The sequence below is a fragment of the Erwinia sp. PPS120 genome, assembly GCF_047918655.1.
GTDB classification, from domain to species: Bacteria; Pseudomonadota; Gammaproteobacteria; order Enterobacterales; family Enterobacteriaceae; genus Erwinia; species Erwinia tasmaniensis_A.
This window is the reverse complement of the sequence record NZ_JBLREF010000014.1, coordinates 73,008-90,344: the sequence shown is the minus strand read 5'-3', so window position 1 is coordinate 90,344 and position 17,337 is coordinate 73,008. Positions and strand designations below refer to the sequence as shown.

Below are 17,337 nucleotides of genomic sequence, written 5' to 3'. Positions count from 1 at the left end.
GGTGTAGGTTTCACGCCGTGGGAATTTTATCTGCAACCAGGCACAGCGCCTGCTCAACCGTCTCGATATTGGCACCCGCCTTGTGCGCATTTTCACTGAGGTGACGACGCCACTGTCGCGCGCCGGGAATGCCCTGAAAAAGGCCGAGCATATGGCGGGTAATATGACCCAGCCAGGTGCCATTCGCCAGCTCACGCTCAATATAGGGATACATTGAACGCACAACAGCGACCGGATCAACGGCTGGGCCTTTAGCGCCAAACAGCTCGCGGTCAACCTGAGCCAGCAGGCCGGGATTCTGATAAGCTTCACGGCCCATCATCACGCCATCCAGATGCTGCAAATGGGCTTTCGCTTCTTCCAGCGTTTTCACGCCCCCGTTAATGGCCATGGTCAGATGCGGGAAATCACGCTTTAGCTGATAGACACGCTGGTAGTCCAGCGGTGGGATTTCGCGGTTCTCTTTCGGACTCAGGCCTGAGAGCCAGGCTTTACGCGCGTGGATAATAAACATCCCGCAGCCGCCCTGCTCTGAAACCTGGCGAATAAAATCGCAGAGGAATTCGTAGCTGTCCAGTTCGTCGATACCGATGCGCGTTTTTACCGTCACCGGGATTGAAACGCGATCGCGCATAGCTTTGATGCCCTCAGCAACCAGTCCGGCTTCGCCCATCAGACAGGCACCGAAGCGGCCATTTTGTACGCGATCGGAGGGACAACCGACGTTCAGGTTCACTTCGTTATAGCCACGCGCTTCGGCCTGACTGGCGCACTCGGCCAGCGCAGCGGGATCGCTGCCGCCCAGCTGAAGGGCAACAGGCTGCTCCTCCTGACTCCAGGCAAGATAGTCCCCCTTGCCGTGAATAATGGCGCCAGTGGTAACCATCTCGGTATAGAGCAGTGCCTGACGCGTCAGCTGGCGGTGGAAATAGCGGCAGTGGCGATCGGTCCAGTCGAGCATCGGCGCGACAGAAAAGCGGTGTGCAGGTAAGTTCTGGGTCATAAAGCGCGCAAACTCGGTATATTTAATAAACGATGATAATGTGTGCAATGGTATCACGGCTTGATGCCGCAATCATTAACACCGCGCGATGAGAATATCGCCTCAGGAAGTGAGAGGGGCAGGCGTGGCGGGATGCTTAATCTGATGGCAGGGACGCACAGTAAGTGCGCCCTGCCGCCACCGTTAGAAAGTGAAGTTTAGCTGAGCAACGGCACCCCAGGTATGGTCGTCGCCTTTCATACCCGCCAGATCCAGATGGACGCGGTTATAAGGAGAGATGCCAAAACCGGCGGTGACCACGTTTGTATCGTTGGATTTCATATCGGCGCGGTAGCCCGCACGCAGCTGCAACCAGCTCAGCAGGCGGTACTCGGCACCGACACCCGCATACTGGCTCTCATCCTGCGATTTAAATCGCTTCGTGGGCGTGGCGTCAACATCCAGAGCGGTGGTCAGACGATCGATATGGTAAGAGATCCCCGGCGTCACGACGGGGCGGATCTGATAAGTATCCTTATAGCCGTTAACCTCTTTCGTCTCCAGATCGCGCGAAATCAGGTTTTGTGCGCTCAGACCCAGCGTCCAGTTGTCGCCCAAATCGGTCGCGGCACCGGCATCAATGTTAAAGCCGGTATCAGAGTTTTTATAACGCCCTTTGGTGAAGTCAGACTTGTTGTAGTTATAAACCGAGGCACTGTAGTTATACAGGTAGGTTCTCTGCAACTTTGGGGTCACGCCGAACGACACCGGATGCCCGGCGACGGTGAATTCATGCGCAACGGCGATGCCGTAATCATAGACAATGGCTCCGCGCCCCAGACCCGCCGACGTCAGTTTACTCTGGTCGCCCGGCAGGGGGAAAATCGTGCCATCGGCCACACCCTGCAGATAATCAATATCACTCTGGCTAACGGCAGCAGTAACGTGTGCCGTGCCGTAGGCCTTAGTCACAAAGGCAAATGGCAGCTGGTCATTCGGGATGGTGACGGCGAAGGCGGCACCTGCGGTACCGGAGGCTTCATTGCCCTTTATGTGACGCAGCTGGCTGGCAAGATCGCCCGCGGCAGCCTGGATCTTCGGGTAGTCGGCAAAGTTAAATGCGCCACTGCTGGCAATATCCTTGTAACGATCGACGCTGTCGGTCAGGTCATCGACTTTATCAATCAGCTTATTTTTGTCCGTTACCTGTAACCCGGCAGCGGGCAGAATGATACTAACGTCATCATCGGGCTGAGCTTTTGTCATCAGCGCCGGGTTAGCCAGCACCGCCGTGCCGTAGGTGGAAGAGGCGACACCGGTTCCCCCCATCGCATCATTACGCGCATCATAATAGTTACCGGCAGCAAGCGCGCTAAGAGGAGCAAGGAACAAGACGGGGAAAACCGCAGGCCGGGACAGCCTGTTCAACTTACCGATCAATTTCATCATTTTACCGTAGACCCATCCAGAAAAGGAAAAAGCGCTTAACGTAAGCGAGAAGAGTGCGACTGCCTGCATAATGGACACAAAGGCAGCTATTCATTGCCGTGAAGTCAATAACAATGCGTGGGCTTATCAGCTCATTGCCGATTTATTTATCTGTTATCACATTAATCGTTTAGCCCGGTATCTCAATCCTTTACGCTTAAAATGCCGCTATTCCTTATCTCAAGGTAGTCAGTAACGTTTGTGGCTGCAAATTACATAAACGATGTTTTATAAACCTTTTACCTCTTATCTCCAAATGCTCTGACATATTAAGACAGCTTAATGATAACCCCTTTAGTCAAATACCAATCATTTCTGGAATTTTTTCAGCAACTTAACCTTGACGACTAATTCACTAAAGAGGCACGCGAGGAGATTCGGCGTTTTGTGGCGGGCGTGATAACATAACAATTCGATCTGGCGTGAGGGGGAAGAAAAATGACCACTAACAGTGCTGAAAAAATCCTGTCACAGGCGGAATCACTTTGTCAGCAGCGTAATGTAAGACTGACGCCTCAGCGTCTGGAAGTGCTGCGGCTGATGAGCGGTCACCACGGGGCCATCAGCGCCTACGATCTGCTCGATCTGCTGCGCACCACGGAACCCCAGGCTAAGCCTCCTACCGTCTATCGCGCGCTGGATTTTCTGCTGGAACAGGGATTTGTTCATCGCGTTGAGTCGACCAACAGCTACGTTGTCTGCCATCATTTTGAGCAGCCCTCGCACACTTCCGCCATGTTGATCTGCGATCGTTGCGGCTCTGTCGCCGAGAAGCACGCGGAAGGGGTAGAAAATATCCTGAATATACTGGCCTTTAACTCAGGCTTTACCCTCTCCCATAGCATTATTGAAACGCATGGATTATGTCGGGACTGTAGCGAGGTTGAAGCCTGTACCCATCAGGACAATTGCCACCACGATCATACCCGGAATGCCGGTAAAAAACGCGGACGTTAACCGGAACGCGAGAAATGCTCCCAAAAGTAAAAACAGGGCAATGACGGGGCAGAGACTGCTAATAACCGCTTAGACTAGTAGGTATACGCATGGCTGTTTGTGGTGGGATTTATTCAATTACCGCTTAGGTTAACGTGTGTATGTGAGACTGTCATGGAGGGGATTTATACAATAACCGCGCGGGTTGTGGAAATGGGAGGCAAGGTTTAAGCGGCACAGTCCGTGTGCCTGGGTAGGAGTATCTTCCTGAAATGCTTTAATGCTGTCAGAGAAAAGTACTTACTTATCAGAAGCGATGGTTGTTATGGCTCTCCCAGTCGCTGACTTCTTTCTCAGCCTGGTCTTTTGCGTAGCCGTAGCGCTCCTGAATTTTACCGACCAGCTGATCGCGTTTACCTTCAACGACGGTCATGTCGTCATCGGTCAGCTTGCCCCATTTTTCTTTCACTTTACCCTTCAACTGTTTCCAGTTACCGCCGGCTTCATCTTTATTCATCTTGTGTCTCCTGACTTTGAGTGTAAAGAGCATTAGGTGTAAGAGATTTAGTGCAATCGTCTAAGCATAACGCCTGGCAGCAATATAAAACGCTGCTCAACTGCTTAACCTAACGATAATTGTAGTAGAAGATGAGGGGATTGCACGGAACGATATAATAATAAGCGGCAGATTAAGACTATTCCTGCCCGGAGCGATAAAAAATTCTTTTTTATCAATAACTAATCAAACGATGTGAACGCCAGGCAGCCACCCTGGCAGCACAAGGTTTGCCAGCGTGGCAGGCGCGCTGAGCCAGCGGACATGCATAAACAGCGATGCCTGGTACTGCATCGTCAGGATCGCCGCCGACCAGCGACAGCGCCAGATGCTTAAGGGGAGATTTCAACGTGACAAAAGCCAGTCCGGCCACCAGCGCAATGCCGAGAGGCTGCATCAGCGCGCGTGCAAGCGCAGATTTATCACCGGCCCCGAAAGCCTGAGCGGTTAGCCCGGTCGTGCTCATGCGCAGAAAAAGCAGCAGCATAGGTACCGACAGCGGCGCCTGCAAGATAGACAGGCCTGTCAAGATGGCCAATAACAGCGGTATCGATCAGTCCCAGCAGCGGCACGGTAATATTAGAGAGGATCATCGGCGGCGCAAGCCGCCAGAGGCTTTTATCAGCAGCGTTTAGGAATCGCTTACCTGACATAGACGTCACTTACCTGCCATATAAAACGCTTACCAGTTGGAAGCTCACGATAAGCCGTTATACACATCGCCTGCTAAGGGCAAGCAAACGATAAGCCGTTATACACATCGCCTGCTAAGGGAAAGCAAACGAAAAGCCGCTATACACATCGCCTGCTGAAGGCAAGCAAACGATAATATGACGCGCTGGCGAAGCGGCGCGTCAGTTAAAAGTCAGTTACAACGAATAAAACGGAGATCAAATCCAGTTACCGTTACGGATCACGCCCACGGCCAGACCTTCGATCGACAAAGTCTGCTGGCGAAGATCGACGACGATAGGGGCAAAATCGCTGTTTTCAGGCAGAAGGTGTACGGTATTACCCTGTTTTTTTAGCCGCTTGACGGTCACTTCATCATCAATGCGCGCAACCACCACCTGGCCATTGCGGACTTCCTGGGTTTTATGTACCGCCAGAAGATCGCCATCCATGATACCGATATCTTTCATCGACATGCCGCTCACGCGCAGCAGGAAGTCGGCGCTGGGTTTAAACAAACCCGGGTCGACCTTGTAGTGGCCTTCGATATGTTCCTGAGCCAGCAGCGGCTCACCGGCAGCGACGCGGCCAATCAGCGGCAGGCCTTCTTCGTCTTCCATCATCAGACGAATGCCGCGCGAGGCGCCGGACACAATCTCGATTACGCCTTTACGCGCCAGCGCCTTGAGATGTTCTTCCGCCGCATTTGGGGAGCGGAAGCCAAGCTGAGCGGCAATTTCTGCCCGCGTTGGCGGCATGCCAGTCTGGTTAATATGGGCGCGTATCAGGTCATAAACCTGCTGCTGTCTTACCGTTAGTGCTTTCATCCCGCCCCCTGGTTGTTTATACAGTCGACTGTGAGTATATACAGGTATTTGCGCATTGAAAACCTAAAGATGGACAAAAAACAGCAGTTTGTCTGATTCTGGAACGTCTATCGCATATGTGGCACTAACAGCATCAGCCAGGTGGTCAGCGCCATAAGAATAGTCAGCAGCACTGCCGCTGACCCCATATCCTTCGCGCGGCCTGCCAGCGGGTGCCGCTCGCTGCCGATGCGGTCCACAATCGCTTCAATGGCGCTGTTAAGCAGTTCAACCACAACCACCAGCGCCACCGAACCGATCAGCAGCACCCGGGTTATCGGCGTGACGTCCAGCCAGCAGGCCAGCACGATGGCGACAAGTACCACAATGGCTTCCTGCCGGAAAGCCGCCTCGTTTTGCCAGGCAGCACGCAGTCCCTGCCACGAATAACCTGCGGCCTTGATAATTCTGGTCAATCCGGTGACGTTATTTGTCATAATGAGGGAACCCTTTGAACGGTTGAACGTCAATGTCTGGGTGGCGCACATTTTGCAACACCACAGATCTCACTGGCGCTTTCTGGTATGCTTGCCGCGCTTTGCTAACAAGAGGCTTCATGTTGTCTATGTCAGGTTGGCGTAATTTATATTATAACCTATTGAATTTACCGGTTAAATTCTTGCTAAAGAGTAAGGCGATCCCCGCCGAGCCGGTCGCTGAACTGGGGCTTGATACGTCGCGCCCTATTATGTATGTGCTGCCTTACGATTCAAAGGCCGATCTGCTCGCGCTACGTGAACAGTGTCGCAAACAGGATCTCCCCGATCCCTTAGATCCGCTGGAAATCGATGGTACGGTGCTGCCCCGCTATGTTTTTATTCATGACGGTCCGCGCGTGTTCCCCTATTTTGTCCCGAATATTGAGTCGGTGAAGCTGTTTCACGACTATCTGGATCTGCATCGCAGCAATCCGCTGCTGGATGTGCAAATGGTTCCGGTATCGGTGATGTTTGGCCGCGCCCCTGGCCGTGAAGTTCAGGGCGAGAGTCAGCCCCATCTTCGCGTGCTTAACGGCATTCAAAAGTTCTTTGCCGTACTGTGGCTGGGCCGCGACAGCTTCGTGCGCTTTTCGCCGATGCTCTCACTGCGCCGCATGGCAACGGAGCACGGCACCGATAAAACCATTGCTCAGAAGCTGGCTCGCGTGGCGCGCATGCATTTTGCCCGCCAGCGCCTGGCCGCCGTTGGGCCGCGCCTGCCCGTCCGTCAGGACCTGTTCACTAAGCTCCTGCAGTCCAGGGCGATTGCTAAAGCGGTAGAGGACGAAGCGCGCAGCAAAAAAATCCCCTTTGAAAAGGCTCAGCAGAATGCCGTTGAGCTGATGGAGGAGATCGCTGCCGACTTCTCTTATGAAGCGATACGCCTGACCGACCGCATTATGGGCTGGACGTGGAGCAAGCTCTATCAGGGGATTAACGTTAACGGCGGCGAGCGCGTACGCCAGCTGGCGCAGGATGGACACGAAATCGTCTACGTTCCCTGCCATCGCAGCCATATGGATTACCTGCTGCTCTCCTACGTGCTTTATCACCAGGGCCTGGTACCGCCGCACATTGCTGCCGGGATCAATCTGAACTTCTGGCCTGCCGGACCGATATTCCGCCGCCTTGGCGCGTTCTTTATCCGCCGTACTTTTAAGGGCAACAAACTCTACTCTACGGTATTCCGCGAATACCTGGGCGAGCTGTTCACCCGCGGGTATTCGGTCGAATATTTCGTTGAGGGCGGACGTTCTCGCACCGGCCGTTTGCTTGATCCAAAAACCGGCACGCTGTCAATGACCATTCAGGCTATGCTGCGCGGCGGCAACCGTCCAATCACGCTGGTGCCGATTTATATCGGCTACGAGCACGTTATGGAGGTGGGCACCTATGCGAAGGAACTGCGCGGCGCGACCAAAGAGAAAGAGGGCTTTTTACAGATGGTGCGCGGGTTACGCAAGCTGCGCAACCTGGGCCAGGGCTACGTCAACTTTGGCGAGCCGCTGCCGCTGGTCACTTATCTGAATCAGCGCGTTCCGGAGTGGCGCGACGCCATCGATCCTATCGAAGCTCAGCGCCCCGCCTGGCTGACGCCTGCGGTCAACGACATCGCTTCGCAGGTAATGATGCGTATCAACAAGGCCGGGGCGGCTAACGCCATGAACCTTTGCGTCACCGCGCTGCTGGCCTCACGCCAGCGTTCGATGACCCGTGAACAGCTGATTGCACAGCTTGAGTGTTACGTACAGCTGCTGCGCAACGTGCCCTATTCACCCGACGCCACGGTGCCGGATATGACCCCGGAGGCACTGCTTGATCATGCGCTGGGCATGAATAAGTTTGAAATCGAGCAGGATAATATTGGCGAGATCATCATTCTGCCGCGCGAGCAGGCGGTGCTGATGACCTATTATCGCAATAATATTCACCATATGCTGGTCATGCCTTCGCTTATTGCCGTCCTGCTCATGCAGCATCGCGAGCTTTCCCGAGCCGAACTGCTGCGCCAGATCGGCGTTATCTATCCGATGCTTAAAAGCGAGCTGTTCCTGCACTGGAACAAAGAAGACCTGCCGACGGTGCTTAACGGACTGGTCAGCGAAATGGCCCGACAGGGCCTGCTCACCGCTGATGAAGAGAGTCTGCGCCTTAGCCCCGCCCGCTTCCGCACCCTGCAGCTGCTGGCGGCGGGCGTTCGCGAAACGCTACAGCGCTATGCCATTACCTTCTCCATCCTCAGCGCCAATCCGTCAATCAACCGGGGCACGCTGGAGAAAGAGAGCCGGACCATGGCTCAGCGCCTGTCAGTGCTGCACGGCATCAACGCGCCGGAGTTTTTTGATAAGGCGGTCTTCTCCACGCTGGTGCTAACGTTACGTGATGAAGGCTATATCAGCGATACCGGCGATGCCCATGTAGAGCAGACTCAGCGGGTATATCATCTGCTGGCTGAGCTGATCACGCAGGAAGTGAGAATGACCATCGAGAGCGCAGCGGTTCACGAATAGCCTGACGCGTAACTGATAATCAGGCTAACGACGTAAAGCCGCTCAGCGAACATGGGTTAGGCTGCTGTATAAGTGGCCATCAGGGCGATGAGGGATCATCGCCCTGAGCAGGCTCTGGTTCTGGCTCAATAATCCCGCGAGTTATCATCGCCTGCGCGATGGTACCCTGCCAGTGCCGGGCCGTTTCTTCAGGAGACGTATTTCTCAGCCGGCCTGCCAGCTGCATTGCGCACGCCTCGGTAAACTCGCTGCACGCGACCCGCTCTTTGTTAGCGTGCAGAAACTCCAGCTGGCTGTTAACATCCAGCCTGCTAAAGATGGCATTCACCAGCCGGTCTTTATGCCCCTGCGGCAACGCCTGCCAGGCCTGGTTTGGCAGCGACTCATCAACGATGCCCACGCTGCGGCTGAGAGGATTTTTCTCCAGGATCGCAACCAGATTGTTAGCGCCAAAGCGCTGCATCTCCGGCGCGCTATTCCATATATCCTCCAGGCAGAGCTGACACTGCAGCATCACCGCCTGCTCCCGTCCGGTACGGGACACGCCGGGCATACCTGATTGCGTCAGCCCAAGGAGCAAATCGTGCAGCGCCTGACGATCGTCCGAGTCTGCCATCTCCTTCATCACCTCCTGGCTGCTTAGCAGGAAGTTGAGGTAGCCGACAATCGACGCGACTTTATTGAGCGTATACCCATGAGAAACGGCGGCGTTTGCCCGTAGCTCACTTACCCCGGCAGTATTCCGTTGTCTGTCGCTTAACGGCGTGGCTTCGTTTTTTCCTGCCTGGCGTAGCCTGTCGCTCAGAGGCTTATGTAAAAGCTCCTGCTGCTGTTCCGGCGTCAGGGCATCATTCACCAGTCTGTTGGCCAGATCCAGCGCGGCCTGCGCAGTAAAGGGAGGCCTGTCGAGCTGCATCTCTCTGCTTAGCATCCAGAACCGCTCGATCAGCTCGGGTTTGTTCTCCTGACCAAAGGATAAACGCATCATCTTGCCGTCATAGCCAGGCAGAGTGCCAATTCCCCCCATATTGCTTTCGGTAAAACCGAAAGACCCCCTGGCGCGGATCAGATTACCATCAACCATTTCGACCGGATTAAGGGTCAGCGTTTCGTCGCTCTCACCGCGTATCAGGAATTTGGGTAAACGCTCATCGGGCTGATGAGTAAAGCTATCGAACATTGCGAAGGGTTTATCGGGGCGATGTCCGGCGAAGCGGGTATGGCCGTTTTCTCCATTGAAGCACTGTTTCACGACAAAATTGGCGTTATCAATGGCCGTTTGTAACATTGCAGGTTCAGATTTTATGGCCGCGCCGGTGAGATGCGTCAGCAGCTGGCTTTCATCATTGTTAAACCAGTTCTGGCTCGCTTCATAGCGTCTGAATTTCGCCTGCACGCTTTCATTTTCCGGGGTTTTCGCGCCCATCAGTATAATGCTTCCCCCCAGCACTTTTGATGCACCCAGATTGGCAAACTTTTGATGGCTTTTACAAAGCAGCAAACGAAGCTGGTTGTCGGCAAGAGCGGGAGCAAATTTATCCAGTAGCGCTTTTATCTCGCCACCCTTTTCAATCGTGGTGTCGATAACAACGTTCAGCGGCGCATTTTTGTTTTTACGCGCCTCAATCTGCTGTCCGATACCCTCAATAATGTCATTCAGTGCCCAGCTGTGCTCGGGCTGGCTACTGTGAGGGACAAAGCTGTCGCTCAGGGAAGTATAAAATGCGGCGTCGTGGGGATCTGAATCGGGAGGTGTATCGAAGCTGTCGGCATACTCCTGAGCTTCATAGTAAAACTGCGAACTTTTGCTGCCATTCATCAGGGGTGCCAGACGGCCACCTGTCGCCATCGTTGCGGTGTCGATGCCTTCCGTGAGCGCCTGCATGCCGGAAGAGAGTAAAAAGGCTTCAGGCGGTGCTAATTTTGCTGCCTGCTGCTGTGAGAGCGATTCGCGGATGCGGTGTGATGCAAAGGATTTGAACGCCCCCGGAGCATAAGGACGTACCGCGCTTAAAACAACCTGCATCTCTTCCATCAGTGCGCGATGCGCATTACCAAAACGGGTACTGTCCGTTGCCAGTGCGGGCATGGAATCAGCGATATGCCGTATCCCCTGTAATCCCTGCGCCACCAGCGGGTTATGCTGATGCTTCTGTGCCAGATGGGGAATCGTCAGCGTATGCAGCAATGTAAGAATCATATCAGCATCGGCGTGCGCCAGGGTCGCCGTGCTCAGTATATCGGGAACCCGGCGGAGCTGCGCGAGGGTACCTTGTGGATCGGATGAGCCCAGCGCCCTGATCATCTGAAGATTTTGCACCCGGGGATCGCTGATCTGTGGACTGGGTTTACCCTGTGGCACAGCGGCATGCCGTGCGACCTGGTACGCTGACGGACGTGCACCAAATTTATCGATTAAAATATCTATCGCCTGCCAGTCCTTATTGCTGGTACAGCCGATCGCAACAATACCGGGCGCAACCTGTTCCGCTTTTATCGGACCATGATTGTGTCCCCGCGCGTGAAACTCTTTAAGAATTTTATCCGCCATAAACTCGCTGTTAACGAAGTGCTGATCCTGCTGCTTAGCCTGGGGATATCGCCGCTTATAAAGATGCTCACAGAGGAGGGTCGTATCCCCGGAGGGAGCCATACGCTGATAGTACCCGTTCATCTCATGTGCGATGTCCAGCTTACCAAAAGGCGGTTTGCCACCGGTATCGTCGTGAGCAAAACCCAGACCATACTGGGCGGCAGCCACCTCGCCGCCGGGCGTGCTCTGTAACTGTGCACAGCGCATACGTTTCCAGGGTTGCGACCCGAACAGATCGGCCGTGGCGGCTTTCTCATAACGATGCTGCGTCACCAGATGCTTATATAAATCCAGACTGAGCGCACCCGGAACGCCCTCCAGGTCGTCTTTCGCACGCACCGCGTTTATCTGTTTCTCCACATCGGCAATCTGCTGCTGGAGGCGCAAAGGGGGGGAGCCATTGTCCAGGCTCTGGCGGCGGATAAGCGGGCGGCCGCCCTGATGAGCAGCGCCGGTACGTAGGCGAGCGCTTATATGGTCGCGCTCCGTGGGAGCAGGTTTAGCAGGCTGTAAGGCTGGCGAGGCGTTTGCGCCAGCCGAAAGAGGTTGTAGGGCTGGAGAAGGATTTGCGCCAGCCGAAAGTGATTTCATTGATTCACACCTTTTCTTATAAAAGAAACTGTGTGGTTTTTAAGCAGTACGGGTTCCCTAAAATGCTCTGCCCGCCCCTTCTCCGTCCCCTTCTGTTAGCCGATCGCCAGCGGCGCAGTGCTGAGAACGATGCCAGCAAACAGCAGCAGGCCAACGTAGTTATTATTTAAAAAGGCCTGAAAACATGCCTTTCTCTCCCGGCCCACAATCAGCTTTTGCTGGTAGATAAACAGCCCGCCCGCCAGCAGAACAGAGAGGTAAAACAGGTGACCCAGCTGCAACATCTGGCCGGTAATACCCATCAGCACCAGCGTCGCCAGCTGTAGCAGCCCGATAATCAGCCGGTCAAAGCGGCCAAACAGGATCGCCGTGGACTTCACGCCTATTTTCAGATCGTCGTCGCGATCAACCATCGCATACTGCGTATCGTAGGCCACCGTCCAGCAAACGTTCGCCAGGAACACCAGCCAGCAGGCTGGCGGCACCGTTTCGCTCACTGCGGCCCAGCCCATGGGAATGGCCCAGCCAAACGCCGCGCCCAGCACCACCTGCGGCAGATGCGTGTAACGCTTCATAAATGGATAGACCCAGGCCAGCGCCAGCCCGCCCAGTGAGAGCCAGATGGTCATGGTATTCATCGTCAGCACCAGGCAAAACGATACCAGTACCAGTCCGGCAAACAGCAGTTTCGCCTCCTTTGAGGTGACCGCGCCGCTGGGCAGCGGTCGCCCCTCGGTACGCTTAACGTGGCCGTCAATTTTGCGATCGGCAAAATCGTTAACCACGCAGCCCGCCGCACGCATAAAAAATACCCCCAGCACGAAAACCAGCAGCACCTTTAGCGGGGGCAGGCTCATGCCCGCCAGCCACAGCGCCCACAGCGTTGGCCACAGCAACAGCAGCGATCCGATGGGCTTATCAATACGCATCAGTCGGCTGTAGGCCTGGAGTTTACCCGGGGGGAACGTTCTCTCCATGCTACAGGCTCCTGTCCATTGGGTGGGATGAGTAGAGGGGGGCAGCGGGTAGAAACAGCTCGGTCAGCAGCAGCGGCTTGTCAGAGAGACGCAGGCGTGAACGACGCCCCCACAGCCCATCCACCTGCCCCGGTTCGATAAAGTCGCGCGTCAGCGTGGAAGAGGCAAACAGGTAGCGTCCCAGCGGGCGCGTACCCAGCTGCTGTAACATCTGCTCCGGGCCATTCAGGGTTGACGCCGGCACCAGGGTACGGCCAGCCAGCCAGGGTACGCCGTCGCCGCATAGCAGGATCTCTCGCAGCCAGTAGCGGGCCTCGGCGGGCAACAGCGCGGCCTCGTCGCCCGCTTCCCCGCCGCGAATAAATCCTTCCTGCTGAACCTCCACGGTCACCTGGCTGCAGTGCCGCTCCAGGCGCCGGGTCATTGAGTCTTCTTCCATCAGCCAGTCGAGCAGAGGGGGCGTGAGCAGCGGTGAAGTCACAGGCAGCCATGCCATGGCGCGCAGTTGTGCCAGCGCGTTATCAGCCATACGGCGTCCTCGGATAAAATTTCGGTGCCATAGTGTAGCGCAGTCGCTTATCGGGTACACCGCTGCGGGTGCCATTATCGGAAATTTTGACTACTCGCGCTTCAGACGATTGCTGTTCGCCAGCCACAGGGTGATCACCAGGATCAGGATCGCCACGGAGTAGGCCAGCGTGTCTAACGGATTTTCATGATCGACAATAATCAGCCGGATAATGGCGGTAATGCCGATATAGACAAAGTAGCGCAGCGGGAAGTGGTAGCCGGACTGGAAATACTTCACGATCAGCGCGATAAACTCGAAGTAGAGGAAATAAATAACAATACCGTCGATCAGCAGGTAGGAGGAGGTTTGCTCCCCGGTATTCAGCAGCACATTGGCCAGATGAAACGTTTCCCTGCCTAAAAAAACCACCAGAATACAGGCCAGCATAATCAGGCCAATATTCAGCACCATCTGTAAAATCCGGGCAATACGCGATGCGGTAATCATGCACACTTCCTCAAAAATACACGTTATTCGTCAGGAAAGTCCTGGCACGGATAATATGCTTTAGTGTGATGAAGTTCACAAGTTTAGTTGCAGGCCGCGTAGGGACGCGGCCTGCGGCAGGTTAGCGGAAATCGATATCGCGATCGGAGGTCATATCATAAAGCTGGTATTTACGACCGAGCATCTGGCCACCGTCGCGCGTCAGCGGCGTCCAGTTAACCTGAGCGCGTCCTCGCGTTGGTGAGGCGGTAAACAGATCCATCGGAATCGAGATATAGAAGCCTTTAGTGAAGTCTCCTTCACCGTACTCTTCCGCCGACACGTTGGTTTTGGTGGCGTAAGCACCGACTATTACGCCGCTGTCGAACTGACGTGACACATCAATCGTCGCACCTTTATCTTCGGCGAGATACTGCCCGACGCTCGCCTTCACCAATAACTGATTGTTGAAGAATGAGGGACGCCAGTAGGCGGTCAGGTTACCGGTTTTTGCGTGGTAGCGGGTAAACTGCATCATGTTGTCCCAGTCACGCTGCTTAACGTAGTTGGCATCAATACCAAACGCCCAGTCAGAGTCCAGCGGACGGTAGAGCACTTCGCCCCCCACGCCGCCGTACATCGTTTCCAGATAGCCGCCATACATCTGCCCGTAGAAGCCATTCCCCAGGGCGTGCATATAGTTAGCCTGCAGGTTATTCACATAGACGTTATTTTCGACGTAATCACGAATATGGGTACGCACGCGCGGCAGCGTGGAGTCGGTCGGTGCGCCGTTGTAGTTAAATTTGTCATAGTTATTCGCCAGGTTGGCAAATACGCTGCCGTCCAGCAGCAGGTGGTCGGTGAGCCAGTAGTTGGCATTGGCCATCACCCCAACCTGATAAAGGTAGAAGCTTTCCGGGCCGCCGACCGACTGATTCAGCACCGGCGCCAGACTGTAGTCCAGCCGATCTGCATCAATATGATAGCCCTGCTCGGTGCGGCCCGGATCGACCGGCTCCACCCGCTGCTGATCGAGCGTCTTCTCTTTGCCCAGCGGATAGCCTTCGAGCTGCTGACGCAGACTGTCAACGCGGGTTACGGTGGTTACCTGCGGCATATTGCTACGGGTTTCCGTCACGTTCAGCGTATCGATGTTGGCAGGCAGGTTATTCATCATGATCACGTTGGCGCGATCGACTCCTTCCTGCGTATTGCGATACTTACTCTGCTGGCCGGTGGCGTACAGGGTATTGCCCTTAACCTGCAAATTTGGACCGTTCAGGCCGGCATTATATTTCAGATCCGTCAGCTGGCTGGCGACGACGGTTGGCTCCAGGAACCTGCCCTGCGGCTGAGGTTTATAAGTCGGTTTCGGCACGTCAGCAGCGGCAGAATGCAGATCGTTAAAGTTGGTGCGCAGCGTAAATCCGGCCATAAAGGTGTTGCCGCGCTCGTAGCTGACGTTGACATCGGCCCAGTCGCTGAGGCGATAGATTGCGCCCACGTTAACTTTGCTTCTCTGCTCCAGGCGTCCCGCGAAGTCATCCTGATAATCGTTGCCTTCGTACTCTGCTTTAAGACGCAGCGGCTGCCACGGCGTCTGATACTCAACGCCGCCAAAGATCGCAGCCGGGCCTTTGAACAGGTCCTTACCGTTAACCGATCCTGCCGTGCCGTTGCCGTTCGAGCGATTACAGAAACTGCTGTCGGCCTGGCAGAACGGATTTTTTACCGTGCCGCTGTTGCCCAGGTAGCCCGTGCCCATCCCCAGGGTAAAGTCAAAAGGTCCCCAGGCCTTGGTTGCCACGACATATTCGCTGTCGAACAGGCCGGTACCGCCAAGGTCACGCGCCCCGACTGAGACTTCCGGCAGCCAGTAGCCCTCCTGCCACAGTCGCGCTTTAAGATCGAACGCCTTATCTTTATAGCTCTGATTGCCACTGAAGCTGTCCACGGCGCTGTAGCGGCGGGTTTTTACGTCGGTATAGCGGATGGTGGCTTCCAGCCACGGAAACAGCTGCACCGATGAGGAATAGAAGCGGTACTGGTCGTTATAGCGGTAGTTGAGGCTAAATTCGCCATCTTTTGCCATACGCGCGGTCGGCACCTGCATCAGGCCAACCCCGCCGAAGTCAGACTGCGATGGCCCAACCGGATCGGCAAAGGTCGCGGCCTGCGCCTGGCAGGCACAGGCAACGGAGACAGCCAGCAGGCTGAGAAGACAGGTTTTTTTCATCAGTCAGGGATCCGGTGCGTCAGTACAGAAACAATCTGCTGGTTGAGATCGTCATAATCGCCGGGCAGCGACCATGAGGAGAAGCCAACGTAAATAGTGCTACCCGCTTCGGGTTCAGCGTGACGCCGGTTCCAGTAGGCGACTGGCACCTCCGTTACCCTGCCCTCGGGTGAAATCAGCACGGCGGTATTACGTTCGGCACCGGAAAGGCGGTCATGCGCATTCAGGTAGTCAACCACGCTGCGGCCAGGCTGCCATGAGGTTTTGCCGCTGTCGGTGACCAGCCCCGCAAGGGTCAGCGTGGTGGGCTTATGTAGCGTATAGACGCTGTAGTCACCCTCCAGGCGGCGATTCTCCGCCGGGCGCATACGCACCCAGTCAGGATCGAGGTTAACAATCTGCCGACCGGTAACCTTAACCGCCGCAATCTGCTGACGCAGGTTATCGACCACGGCTGCTTTGTCGCCGTCGTCATCCGCACGCAGCCGGGCGCTCCAGCTCTGCAGGCGCGCCAGCAGCTGTTGCTGCTGCTGAATGGCCGCCGCCGTTGCCAGCTTTTCGGCGATCACCGTCCCGGGCCACCAGGTTTTTCCCATCAGCGCCGGGCTGGAAACCAGCTGCGCGAGGTTTTGTGCATGGTCAACCGTGGAAGTTTGCGTCTGGCCGGGGGAGTACACCGTAACCTGACTTTCTGCATAAGCACTTAGCGAGACGCCAAGTGAGATCCCTGCGAGGAGTAGCGTTATTTTTTTCATGATTTCGCGGGCTTCAGGATTGTGGTTTCAACGAGGAAGTCATCGCCGGTGGGCTTCTGCTGTGTCTGACGAACCTGTCCGGTGGTGGTGTCGATCCAGAAGGTGTTGGTCCATGCGCTGCCGTCTGCGGCGATGGAGACCTTCTCCTGCCATACCCGACAGGCCACGCGACGACCGGCGATATCAAGCACCCGATCGTTCAGGCGGCTGAAGCGGGAAACGGCCGTCCCGGCACGAAATTTACCGCTCTCTGTCCAGCTTATCAGGCGCGTCCAGCTTGCTCCCTCGGTCAGATGCAGCGGATCGGCCAGCGGATCCTGCTGGAGGTTGGTCACCTCCGTCAGGTTGTCCCTCAGCCCCAGCGTTTTGACCACGCGGCCGTGCTGGGTGACCACCATCGAACGATCGCGGGTGATCCATTTTTGCTGACCGTTTTCGTCAAAGCCCAGCACCACAAAGATGCGCTGCCCGCCGTCGACGCGCAGATACATGCTGGCATAGGGAAGGCTTTCAACCTGTTCATCGGAGACCTGAACATCATCCGGCCCAAGCAGGGCGAGTTTAACCGTCTCTCCCAGCCCTTTTTGCGTTTGGGTACAGGCCTGGAGAAACAGGCACAGAAACAACAGTGGTATGTAGCGCAACGGTGTGAGTCCCTGAAAAGTCTGACAATGTCGAAAAATAACCACACGGGCG

At 55.5% G+C, this 17,337-nt stretch carries 14 protein-coding genes and 1 pseudogene; 2 read left to right on the top strand and 13 right to left on the bottom strand.

What is annotated here, in order from left to right:
- Positions 1–10 precede the first annotated feature (10 nt).
- Positions 11–1,003 (bottom strand): tRNA dihydrouridine(20/20a) synthase DusA, encoded by a 993-nt coding sequence (dusA, locus tag ACLRGG_RS08725; protein ID WP_416249349.1) that lies wholly within the window; start codon positions 1,001–1,003, stop codon positions 11–13.
- Between the two features lie 183 nt (positions 1,004–1,186).
- Positions 1,187–2,431 (bottom strand): conjugal transfer protein TraF, encoded by a 1,245-nt coding sequence (locus ACLRGG_RS08720; RefSeq protein WP_416249348.1) that lies wholly within the window; start codon positions 2,429–2,431, stop codon positions 1,187–1,189.
- Positions 2,432–2,908: 477 nt separating this feature from the next.
- On the opposite strand from ACLRGG_RS08720, the gene zur reads away from it, so the two are divergent.
- On the top strand, positions 2,909–3,427 hold the full coding sequence (gene zur / locus ACLRGG_RS08715; RefSeq protein WP_416249347.1) for a zinc uptake transcriptional repressor Zur: 519 nt from the start codon (positions 2,909–2,911) through the stop codon (positions 3,425–3,427).
- Between the two features lie 286 nt (positions 3,428–3,713).
- Here the strand turns inward: zur and ACLRGG_RS08710 are convergent, their stop codons facing one another.
- The 4 genes and pseudogenes from ACLRGG_RS08710 to ACLRGG_RS08695 all read right to left on the bottom strand — a co-directional run bounded on the left by ACLRGG_RS08710 (position 3,714) and on the right by ACLRGG_RS08695 (position 5,937).
- The gene (locus ACLRGG_RS08710; RefSeq protein WP_067704503.1) at positions 3,714–3,923 is read right to left on the bottom strand and encodes a CsbD family protein; all 210 of its coding nucleotides are present in this window, start codon (positions 3,921–3,923) and stop codon (positions 3,714–3,716) included.
- A gap of 237 nt (positions 3,924–4,160) precedes the next feature.
- A pseudogene (locus ACLRGG_RS08705) lies at positions 4,161–4,615 on the bottom strand (MATE family efflux transporter); the annotation flags it as partial.
- Positions 4,616–4,852: 237 nt separating this feature from the next.
- Positions 4,853–5,461 (bottom strand): transcriptional repressor LexA, encoded by a 609-nt coding sequence (gene lexA, locus ACLRGG_RS08700; RefSeq protein ID WP_416249346.1) that lies wholly within the window; start codon positions 5,459–5,461, stop codon positions 4,853–4,855.
- Between the two features lie 107 nt (positions 5,462–5,568).
- The gene (locus ACLRGG_RS08695) at positions 5,569–5,937 is read right to left on the bottom strand and encodes a diacylglycerol kinase (RefSeq protein ID WP_416249345.1); all 369 of its coding nucleotides are present in this window, start codon (positions 5,935–5,937) and stop codon (positions 5,569–5,571) included.
- Positions 5,938–6,065: 128 nt separating this feature from the next.
- Between ACLRGG_RS08695 and plsB the strand changes: the two genes are divergently transcribed.
- Entirely contained in the window at positions 6,066–8,489 is a 2,424-nt protein-coding gene (gene plsB / locus ACLRGG_RS08690; RefSeq protein WP_416249591.1) for a glycerol-3-phosphate 1-O-acyltransferase PlsB, read from the top strand.
- 79 nt (positions 8,490–8,568) lie between these two features.
- Here the strand turns inward: plsB and ACLRGG_RS08685 are convergent, their stop codons facing one another.
- The 7 genes from ACLRGG_RS08685 to ACLRGG_RS08655 all read right to left on the bottom strand — a co-directional run bounded on the left by ACLRGG_RS08685 (position 8,569) and on the right by ACLRGG_RS08655 (position 17,285).
- Positions 8,569–11,673 carry a hypothetical protein gene (locus tag ACLRGG_RS08685; protein WP_416249344.1) on the bottom strand — a complete coding sequence of 1,035 codons (3,105 nt, stop codon included), beginning with the start codon at positions 11,671–11,673 and terminating at the stop codon, positions 8,569–8,571.
- A gap of 95 nt (positions 11,674–11,768) precedes the next feature.
- Positions 11,769–12,650, bottom strand: coding sequence for a 4-hydroxybenzoate octaprenyltransferase (ubiA, locus tag ACLRGG_RS08680; RefSeq protein WP_416249343.1), 882 nt, complete (start codon positions 12,648–12,650; stop codon positions 11,769–11,771).
- Between the two features lies 1 nt (position 12,651).
- Entirely contained in the window at positions 12,652–13,179 is a 528-nt protein-coding gene (gene ubiC, locus ACLRGG_RS08675; RefSeq protein ID WP_416249342.1) for a chorismate lyase, read from the bottom strand.
- A 90-nt stretch (positions 13,180–13,269) separates the two neighbouring features.
- Complete coding sequence (psiE, locus tag ACLRGG_RS08670) at positions 13,270–13,668, bottom strand: phosphate-starvation-inducible protein PsiE (protein WP_416249341.1); 399 nt, start codon at positions 13,666–13,668, stop codon at positions 13,270–13,272.
- A 121-nt stretch (positions 13,669–13,789) separates the two neighbouring features.
- Positions 13,790–15,886: a YjbH domain-containing protein gene (locus ACLRGG_RS08665; RefSeq protein WP_416249340.1), complete on the bottom strand. Its 2,097-nt coding sequence runs from the start codon at positions 15,884–15,886 to the stop codon at positions 13,790–13,792.
- Complete coding sequence (locus ACLRGG_RS08660) at positions 15,886–16,641, bottom strand: capsule biosynthesis GfcC D2 domain-containing protein (protein ID WP_416249339.1); 756 nt, start codon at positions 16,639–16,641, stop codon at positions 15,886–15,888. Before ACLRGG_RS08660 ends, ACLRGG_RS08665 begins: the two co-directional genes overlap by 1 nt.
- Positions 16,638–17,285, bottom strand: a complete 648-nt coding sequence (locus ACLRGG_RS08655) for a YjbF family lipoprotein (RefSeq protein WP_416249338.1) — start codon at positions 17,283–17,285, stop codon at positions 16,638–16,640. The genes ACLRGG_RS08660 and ACLRGG_RS08655 overlap by 4 nt, the downstream gene beginning before the upstream one ends.
- Between the last annotated feature and the right edge of the window lie 52 nt (positions 17,286–17,337).

Excerpts from the sequence above, each read along its gene's own strand:
- dusA (WP_416249349.1), bottom strand. The coding sequence starts at position 1,003 with ATGACCCAGAACTTACCTGCACACCGCTTTTCTGTCGCGCCGATGCTC.
- ACLRGG_RS08720 (WP_416249348.1), bottom strand. The coding sequence starts at position 2,431 with ATGATGAAATTGATCGGTAAGTTGAACAGGCTGTCCCGGCCTGCGGTT.
- zur (WP_416249347.1), top strand. The coding sequence starts at position 2,909 with ATGACCACTAACAGTGCTGAAAAAATCCTGTCACAGGCGGAATCACTT.
- ACLRGG_RS08710 (WP_067704503.1), bottom strand. The coding sequence starts at position 3,923 with ATGAATAAAGATGAAGCCGGCGGTAACTGGAAACAGTTGAAGGGTAAA.
- lexA (WP_416249346.1), bottom strand. The coding sequence starts at position 5,461 with ATGAAAGCACTAACGGTAAGACAGCAGCAGGTTTATGACCTGATACGC.
- ACLRGG_RS08695 (WP_416249345.1), bottom strand. The coding sequence starts at position 5,937 with ATGACAAATAACGTCACCGGATTGACCAGAATTATCAAGGCCGCAGGT.
- plsB (WP_416249591.1), top strand. The coding sequence starts at position 6,066 with ATGTCAGGTTGGCGTAATTTATATTATAACCTATTGAATTTACCGGTT.
- ACLRGG_RS08685 (WP_416249344.1), bottom strand. The coding sequence starts at position 11,673 with ATGAAATCACTTTCGGCTGGCGCAAATCCTTCTCCAGCCCTACAACCT.
- ubiA (WP_416249343.1), bottom strand. The coding sequence starts at position 12,650 with ATGGAGAGAACGTTCCCCCCGGGTAAACTCCAGGCCTACAGCCGACTG.
- ubiC (WP_416249342.1), bottom strand. The coding sequence starts at position 13,179 with ATGGCTGATAACGCGCTGGCACAACTGCGCGCCATGGCATGGCTGCCT.
- psiE (WP_416249341.1), bottom strand. The coding sequence starts at position 13,668 with ATGATTACCGCATCGCGTATTGCCCGGATTTTACAGATGGTGCTGAAT.
- ACLRGG_RS08665 (WP_416249340.1), bottom strand. The coding sequence starts at position 15,886 with ATGAAAAAAACCTGTCTTCTCAGCCTGCTGGCTGTCTCCGTTGCCTGT.
- ACLRGG_RS08660 (WP_416249339.1), bottom strand. The coding sequence starts at position 16,641 with ATGAAAAAAATAACGCTACTCCTCGCAGGGATCTCACTTGGCGTCTCG.